This is a genomic window from Streptomyces sp. NPDC088194, assembly GCF_040702025.1.
GTDB lineage: Bacteria > Actinomycetota > Actinomycetes > Streptomycetales > Streptomycetaceae > Actinacidiphila.
In genome coordinates this window covers 43,349-50,204 of sequence record NZ_JBFBIV010000065.1, presented here as the reverse complement: position 1 = coordinate 50,204, position 6,856 = coordinate 43,349, and the positions used below count along the sequence as shown (strand labels likewise).

7 protein-coding genes are annotated in these 6,856 nt (G+C 73.6%); 5 read left to right on the top strand and 2 right to left on the bottom strand.

Translation table 11 applies throughout. The annotated features are described in order from the left end of the window. Positions 1–1,354, bottom strand: a 1,354-nt coding sequence (locus AB0399_RS29060) for an NHL domain-containing thioredoxin family protein (protein ID WP_366413361.1), incomplete at its 3' end; no start/stop codon positions are given. A 65-nt stretch (positions 1,355–1,419) separates the two neighbouring features. On the opposite strand from AB0399_RS29060, the gene AB0399_RS29055 reads away from it, so the two are divergent. Further along, complete coding sequence (locus AB0399_RS29055; protein ID WP_329366872.1) at positions 1,420–1,914, top strand: LURP-one-related family protein; 495 nt, start codon at positions 1,420–1,422, stop codon at positions 1,912–1,914. A gap of 174 nt (positions 1,915–2,088) precedes the next feature. On the opposite strand, the gene AB0399_RS29050 is transcribed toward AB0399_RS29055, so the two are convergent. Further along, positions 2,089–2,865, bottom strand: a complete 777-nt coding sequence (locus tag AB0399_RS29050; protein ID WP_366413360.1) for a carbon-nitrogen family hydrolase — start codon at positions 2,863–2,865, stop codon at positions 2,089–2,091. A gap of 135 nt (positions 2,866–3,000) precedes the next feature. Between AB0399_RS29050 and AB0399_RS29045 the strand changes: the two genes are divergently transcribed. From AB0399_RS29045 to AB0399_RS29030, 4 genes are all read left to right on the top strand, one after another. Continuing rightward, positions 3,001–3,828: a maleylpyruvate isomerase family mycothiol-dependent enzyme gene (locus tag AB0399_RS29045; RefSeq protein WP_366413359.1), complete on the top strand. Its 828-nt coding sequence runs from the start codon at positions 3,001–3,003 to the stop codon at positions 3,826–3,828. 445 nt (positions 3,829–4,273) lie between these two features. Continuing rightward, positions 4,274–6,004, top strand: a complete 1,731-nt coding sequence (locus AB0399_RS29040) for an ATP-binding protein (protein WP_366413358.1) — start codon at positions 4,274–4,276, stop codon at positions 6,002–6,004. After that, positions 6,004–6,435 carry a roadblock/LC7 domain-containing protein gene (locus AB0399_RS29035; protein WP_328466770.1) on the top strand — a complete coding sequence of 144 codons (432 nt, stop codon included), beginning with the start codon at positions 6,004–6,006 and terminating at the stop codon, positions 6,433–6,435. The genes AB0399_RS29040 and AB0399_RS29035 overlap by 1 nt, the downstream gene beginning before the upstream one ends. Further along, complete coding sequence (locus AB0399_RS29030; RefSeq protein ID WP_329366880.1) at positions 6,432–6,785, top strand: DUF742 domain-containing protein; 354 nt, start codon at positions 6,432–6,434, stop codon at positions 6,783–6,785. The genes AB0399_RS29035 and AB0399_RS29030 overlap by 4 nt, the downstream gene beginning before the upstream one ends. The last annotated feature ends 71 nt before the right edge of the window (positions 6,786–6,856 follow it).

Genomic DNA, 6,856 nt, shown 5'->3' with positions numbered 1-6,856 from the left:
CGGCCGCGTCCGACGGCTCGCGCAGATCGCCCGCGAGCGTGGTCACCTCGCCGCTCACCGGGTCGTACCGGCGCAGCGCGTTGTTGTACGTGTCACTCACCGCGACGGAGCCGTCCGGGAGTGCGGTGACGCCCAGCGGGTGCTGGAGCAGCGCCTGCCCGGCCGGGCCGTCACGGTGCCCGAAGTCGAAGAGCCCGGTGCCGACCGCCGTACGGATCACGTACCCGTCGCCGTCGGCCGCCCGCTCGGCCCAGCGCAGCGCGGACGTCTCGGCGTCGGCGATCCACAGCCGGCCGTCGGCCGCCGACAGCCCGGACGGCTGGGCGAACCAGGCGTCGCCGGCGTGCCCGTCGACCAGGCCCTCGTTGGTGGTGCCCGCCGCGACCTCGACCCGCTCGGTGGCGGGGTCGTACGTCCACAGCTGGTGCACGCCGGCCATCGCGATCCACACCCGGTCGTCGAACCAGGCCACGTCCCACGGCGAGGACAGGTCCACCTCCAGGGCCGGCCCGGAGGTGGGGGAGCCCTGCCACCACTGCCGGCCGGTGCCCGCGACCGTGGTGACCTCGCCGGTGTCCAGGTCGAGCCGGCGCAGCGCGTGGTTCACGGTGTCGGCGACGATGACGGTGCGGTCGGGCAGCAGGGCGAGGCCCTGCGGCTCGCTGAACATGGCGGCCTGCGGGCCGCCGTCGGCCAGTCCGCGCTCGCCGGTGCCGATCCGGCGCACCACGGTCTCGCCGTCGGCCGCCAGCTCCACCAGCGCGTGCCGGGTGGAGTCCGACACCAGGTAGTGGCCGCTGCCCGGCAGCGACAGCACCTTCGCGGGGAAGCGCAGGTTCGTCGAGACCGGCTCCGGCGGTACGTACAGGTCGTCGCCCCGGCGCAGGGTGCCCTTGGCGGCGTGCTCCTGCTCCAGCCGGTTCACCAGCTTCTCCAGCGCGTGCGCGTGCCCCTCCCCGGCGTGCTGCGCGACCACGTAGCCCTCCGGGTCGATCACCACCAGCGTCGGCCACGCCCGCACCGCGTACTGCCGCCACGTGGCGAGCTCCGGGTCGTCCAGCACCGGGTGGTGCACGCCGTACCGCTCCACCGCGTCGACCACGGCCTGGTGCTCCGCCTCGTGCACGAACTTCGGCGAGTGCACCCCCACGATCACCACGGTGTCGCGGTGCCGCTCCTCCAGCTCGCGCAGCTCGTCCAAGACGTGCAGGCAGTTCACGCAGCAGAACGTCCAGAAGTCCAGGATCACGATCGATCCACGCAGGTCAGCGAGGGTGGGTTGGCGATCACCTGTGTTCAGCCAGCCGCCCTTGCCGACCAGCTCGGGCGCTCGAACGCGTGCGCGTGCAGTCATATCCCCATCAAACCGCATCACGGCACCGAACACATTCCGGTCCCCGGCCGGGGTACACATGCCCCATGAAATACGTGGTGCGAGAGAAGATGTTCGCGATCGGCGACGACTACTGGGTGGAGGACGAGCACGGGCGGCGCGCCTTCTACGTGGACGGCAAGGTGCTGCGGATCAGGGACACCCTGGAGATCCAGGACGCCGACGGCAACGAGGTGGCGGTCATCCACCAGAAGCTGCTCAGCCTGCGTGACGCCATGACCATCGAGCGCGGCGGGCAGACCCTGGTCACCGTCAAGAAGAAGCGGCTCGCCCTGGTGCGCGAGGTCTTCCGCGCGGAACTCGCCTCCGGCGAGGAACTGGAGATCCGCGGCGACCTCATCGACAAGGAGTACGACATCGAGTACGACGGGGAGCGGCTCGCCCGCATCTCCCGCCGCTGGTTCACCCTGCGGGACGCCTACGCCATCGACGTCGAACGCGAGGACGCCGACGCGGGCATGCTCCTCGCGATCGCGGTGTGCGTGGACCACATCATCGCCAAGGAGCACGACTCCCACTGAGCCGCTTTCCGCGGCGGAGGCACGGATGTACGGCTCTCCGCCGTACGGCTCTCCGCCGCGACGGTTCCGGTGCACTGCCGGGTGCGGCCCGGCGGCCGGTCGCGCGACCGGCCGGCGCGGACCGCGAGGTCCCGGCGTCCACAGGAGGGGGCAGCCGGGCGGGTCAGGGCACCGTCACAGGCGGCGGTCCCGGAGGACGGGGAAATCCGCCCGGGTGGAGGCGACGAGGGCGGGGTCGAGGTCCACGGAGAGGGCCTGTTCGCCGGGGCCGGCCTCGCAGAGGATCTCGCCCCAGGGGTCGACGACCATGCTGTGCCCGGCCTGCTCGACCCCCGCGTGGGTCCCCGCGGTCCCGCACGCGAGGACGTACGCCTGGCACTCCACCGCGCGGGCCTGCACCAGGACCCGCCAGTGGGCGAGGCGGCGGGCGGGCCAGCCGGCGGGGAGGACGACGATCTCCGACCCGGCGTCGACCAGCAGCCGGAAGAGTTCGGGAAAGCGGAGGTCGTAACAGGTCGCGAGGCCGAGCACGGCCTCGGGGTGCCGCACGGTGACGACGGACTCACCCGGAGCCATCAGCGCGGCCTCGCCCCGGTCGAAGCCGAACCGGTGGATCTTGCGGTAGGCGCCGCGCAGCTCACCGTCGGGTGAGAAGACCAGCGAGGTGTTGTAGAGCGGCCCCTCGGGGTCGCGCTCGACGACGGAGCCCGCGTGCAGCCACACCCCGGCGTCGCGCGCGGCCGCGGCCATCGCCTCGACGGTCGGCCCGCTCTCGACCGGTTCCGCCTCCGCCGGGAACAGGTCCGAGGCGAACGCGCCGACCGGCCACAATTCGGGCAGTACGACAAGATCCGCCCCGGCCTGCGCCCGCACCAGCGCCGCCACCCGGGCCCGCCGCGCGGCGGGCTGCTCGGCGGGGTCCACGTCGATCTGGAGAAGCGTTGCGCGCATCCGGACACCGCCCCTACGTTGGGTCGTCATAGTCGGGCCTACCATCGTCACTCGAAAGCACTGCGTGGGCGCCCGCGCGAAGACTAACTTAGGCGCCAAACCGCCACGACCGCGCACCGACCGTCGAGGGGTCCCGTGACCGTCCACAGCAAGATCCAGCCGTATATCGACGCCTGGACCCACTCCATAGAGTCCATCAACGAGCTGGTCTCGCCACTCGCCGAGGGTGAGTGGAACCGCCCCACCGAGTGCCCGTACTGGTCCGTTCGCGACGTGGTCTCGCACGTCATCGGCTTCGAGTGCGAACTGCTCGGCGACCCGCGGCCGATACACAGCCTGCCCAGCGACCTGCGGCACATCACCAGCGAGACCGCCCGCTACACCGAGGTCCCGGTCGACATCCGCCGCCACCACACCGCGCCCGAGATGACCTCCGAACTGGAGTACACCATCATCCGGCGCTCCCGCCAGCTGCGGAACGAGTCGCGGCAGCCCGACGCCGACGTGCGCGCGATCGGCGGCGGCGAGACCACCCTCGAAGAGCAGCTCTGGTCGCGGGTGTTCGACGTGTGGGTGCACGAACAGGACCTGCGCCGGGCCCTGGACAAGCCCGGCAACCTCGCGTCGGCCGCCGCGGTGCTGTCCCGCGAGTTCGTCCTGCGCGCGCTGCCGAAGGTGGTCGCGCACGATGCGGGCGCCAAGCCCGGCTCCGCGGTGGTCTTCGACGTGCACGGCCCGCTGGAGTTCATGCGCACCGTCCGGGTCAACGCCGAGGGGCGCGGCAGCATCGACTCCGCGGTCTCGCTCGGCCCGGCGGTCACCTTCGTGGTCGACTGGGAGACGTTCCTGCGGCTGCTCACCGGCCGGGTGAAGGCGACCTCGGTGTCCGAGGACCGGCTGAAGGTCGAGGGCGACCCGGAGTTGGCCCAGCAGATCCTGGCGCAGCTCGCGGTCACGCCGTAGCGGCGGCGGCCGGTCGCATCACAGGGGCCGGTCGCATCAGGGTGCCGGTCACATCAAGGTGCCGGCCGATCCGGTTCCGGCTGCACGGGGTCCGGCCGTCGCACAATGCACCGCAGGGCCGGGCGAGTTGCCCAACTGCCCCTGGAACAGGGCGAATCGGTGGCCGAAAGTGAATTCTTGCACGGGCGGTGATGATCCAGTAACGGTACGGCGACCAATCCCTCGCGTTTCGGGCGTTGAAGGCGAGTTGGGCGAGTAGGGTGAGGCGAACTCATCCTGTTGCCGCCCGTAACGTCAGCGTGACCCGGCACGGCGGTCGGCTTCCGGCCCGGCCATGGGGTATCGATTGATGTCAACTCAAGGCTCCCCGTTACCTTTTCAGCCGCCGCGAGACTCCGGCGGCGGGTTCCGTGCCGTCGTCCGCGCCGCGCCGCTCCCGCTCGCCGTGGTGGTCGCCGGCGCCGCGGCCGGCGGCTGGGCGGTGCGCCGCGCGAGCCACCAGGACCGCCCGCTGGTGGCCGTGACCGGTGCGCTGGCCGCCCTGCTGCTCGGCACGGTGGTCGCGCTGGCCGCCTCCCGCCGCCGCACGGTGCGCCGACTCCGCGCCGAGGCAGCGGAGTTACGGAACGACACCGCCCGTACGGTCGCGCTGCACGCGGAAGCCACCCGGCAGGCCGCCGCCGAACTCGACGCGGCCCGGCGGACGGTGCGGGAGACGGAGGCGCGGCGGCGCGCCTGGGCCGAGACCGAGGCAGCGCTGCGGGCCGCGCTGCACACCGAGACCGCGCGGGCCGCCGCCCTGGAGGACGAGGCCGCGCGGATGGCCGAGGTGACGATCCCGCTCGCCGTCGAGCGGATGCGCGAGGGCGGCTCCACCAGCACCGTGCTGGCCCAACTGCCGCGCCCGGTCGGTGAGGTGCACCAGCGGCTGCTGGAACTGACGGTCCGCGAGCTGGGCACGAGCGAGCGCGCCAAGGCCGCCGGGATGGCCGCCTGCGCCAGCGCCGCCGCCCGCGTGCAAGCCCTCACCACCACCATGCTCGCCGACCTGCGCGAGATGGAGCAGCGGCACGACGAGAGCGTCCTGGACGACCTGCTGCGGCTGGACCACTGCGCCGCGCAGACCGGCCGGCTCGCCGACAGCGTCGCGGTGCTCAGCGGCTCGCGCTCCGGCCGCCGTTGGACCCGGCCGATCGCGATGGAGAGCGTGCTGCGCGGCGCGATGGGTCGTATCCACGCCTACCGCCGGGTGCGGCTGCACACCACGGCCGGCGCGGCCGTCGCCGGGCACGCCGCCGAGGGCGTCATGCACGTGCTGGCCGAACTCATGGACAACGCCTGCAATTTCTCGCCGCCGTCCGAGGAAGTCCACGTCTACGTCCAGGAGTCGCACTCGGGCGTCGTCGTCACCGTGGAGGACGCCGGGCTCGCGATGCCCGCCGGCGACCTCGCCCGGATCGAACGCCTCGTCTCCGGCGACCCGGCCGAGGCCGCTAACGACCTGCTGCCCGGCCTGTCCGGCACCCGGATCGGCCTCACCGTGGTCGGCCGGCTGGCCCGCAAGCACGGCCTGCGGATCTCCTTCCGGCCGTCCTCGCGCGGCGGCACCGGCGTGGTCGTCCTGATCCCGTCGAGGATCGTCACGCGCACGGCGGAGTCGTACGGCCCCGCGTCGTACGGCACGCCGGCGGTCGGCGGGCGGTACGACGCGCAACCCGGCCCGGGGGAAGGGCAGTTGGGCCGCGGCGGTGGATACGGCGGCGCCCAGGGGTCCACGGGGGCGCCCGGGGCCGACATCGGCGCCGGGTACGACGGCTTCCCCGAACCCGGGCGGCCCGAGGAGATCGGTCACGCGGGACCGGCCGAGCGCGGCTCGGCAGGCGGCCCAGGAAGCGGTGTACGGCCCCCTACGGGCCCGGACGCGGGCGCGGGCACGGTCGGGGACCCCGGAGCGGCGCCGGGCCCTGCCTCGGCCGTACACATGCCGCTGCCGCGGCGGACCCGGGGGCGGGGCATGCCCGATACCGCGCCCGGGTACGACTCTCCCCCGTGGGCTCCGGCGCGGGAGGCGCCGCCCGGCGGCGCCGACGCGGGCGCCCGGTTCGGCGCCTTCCGGGACGCCGCGACCGGCCGGGACCGCGGAACCGCCGACAGCGAAGGGGAGGGTGGCCAGTGATGACGAACGGAACCGGTGGCGGCGGAGGCGGGGTCGCGTTACTGCTCGAACGGTTCGTGGCACTGACGCCCGGCGCCCGCCACGCGCTGCTGCTCTCCGCCGACGGGCTGAAGCTGCACTGGTCGCCCGAGCTGTCCGTGGACCGCGCCGACCAGCTCGCCGCGATCGCCTCCGGCATCCAGAGCCTGGTGCACGGCGCGTGCGTCGAGTTCGGCGACGGCAGCGGCGGCGTACGGCAGTCGATGACCGACTTCCACGGCGGCGCGCTGTTCCTCGTCGAGGCCGGCGCGGGCGCCCATCTGGCCGTGGTGGGGGAGGAGTCGGCGGACGCCCGCGCGGTCGGGCGCGGCATGAACGACATCGTCGAGGCGGTCCGCGACCAGCTCGGCACCCTGCCCGCGGCGGGCATACGCGGGAAGCTCCCGGCATGATGGGCGTGCCGGTCGACAGCGGCGCCCCGGACCGGCTCTACACCCTCACCGGTGGGCGGAGCAGCGCCGGCACCAAGGGGTTCGACCTGGCCACGGTCATCGCCGCACGCGCCGAACCGCTCCCCGGAATGCCCTCGGAACACGTCCGCATCCTGCGGCTGTGCCGCCGCCCCATCGCCGTACTCGAACTCGCCTCCCGCCTGGCCCTGCCGGTCGGCGTGGTCCGGGTGCTGCTCGCCGACCTCCTCAACGCGCAGCACATCAGCGCCCATGCGCCCACCACCGCGGCGGAGTTGCTGCCCCCTTCCGACATGCTGAGGAAGGTCCTCCGTGCGCTGCACAACCTCTGAGCCGGGAACCGCGGCAGGGCGCGGAGCCGGTCACGGGACGGGGCGCCGGGCGGGGCGCGTCGCGGTGGGCA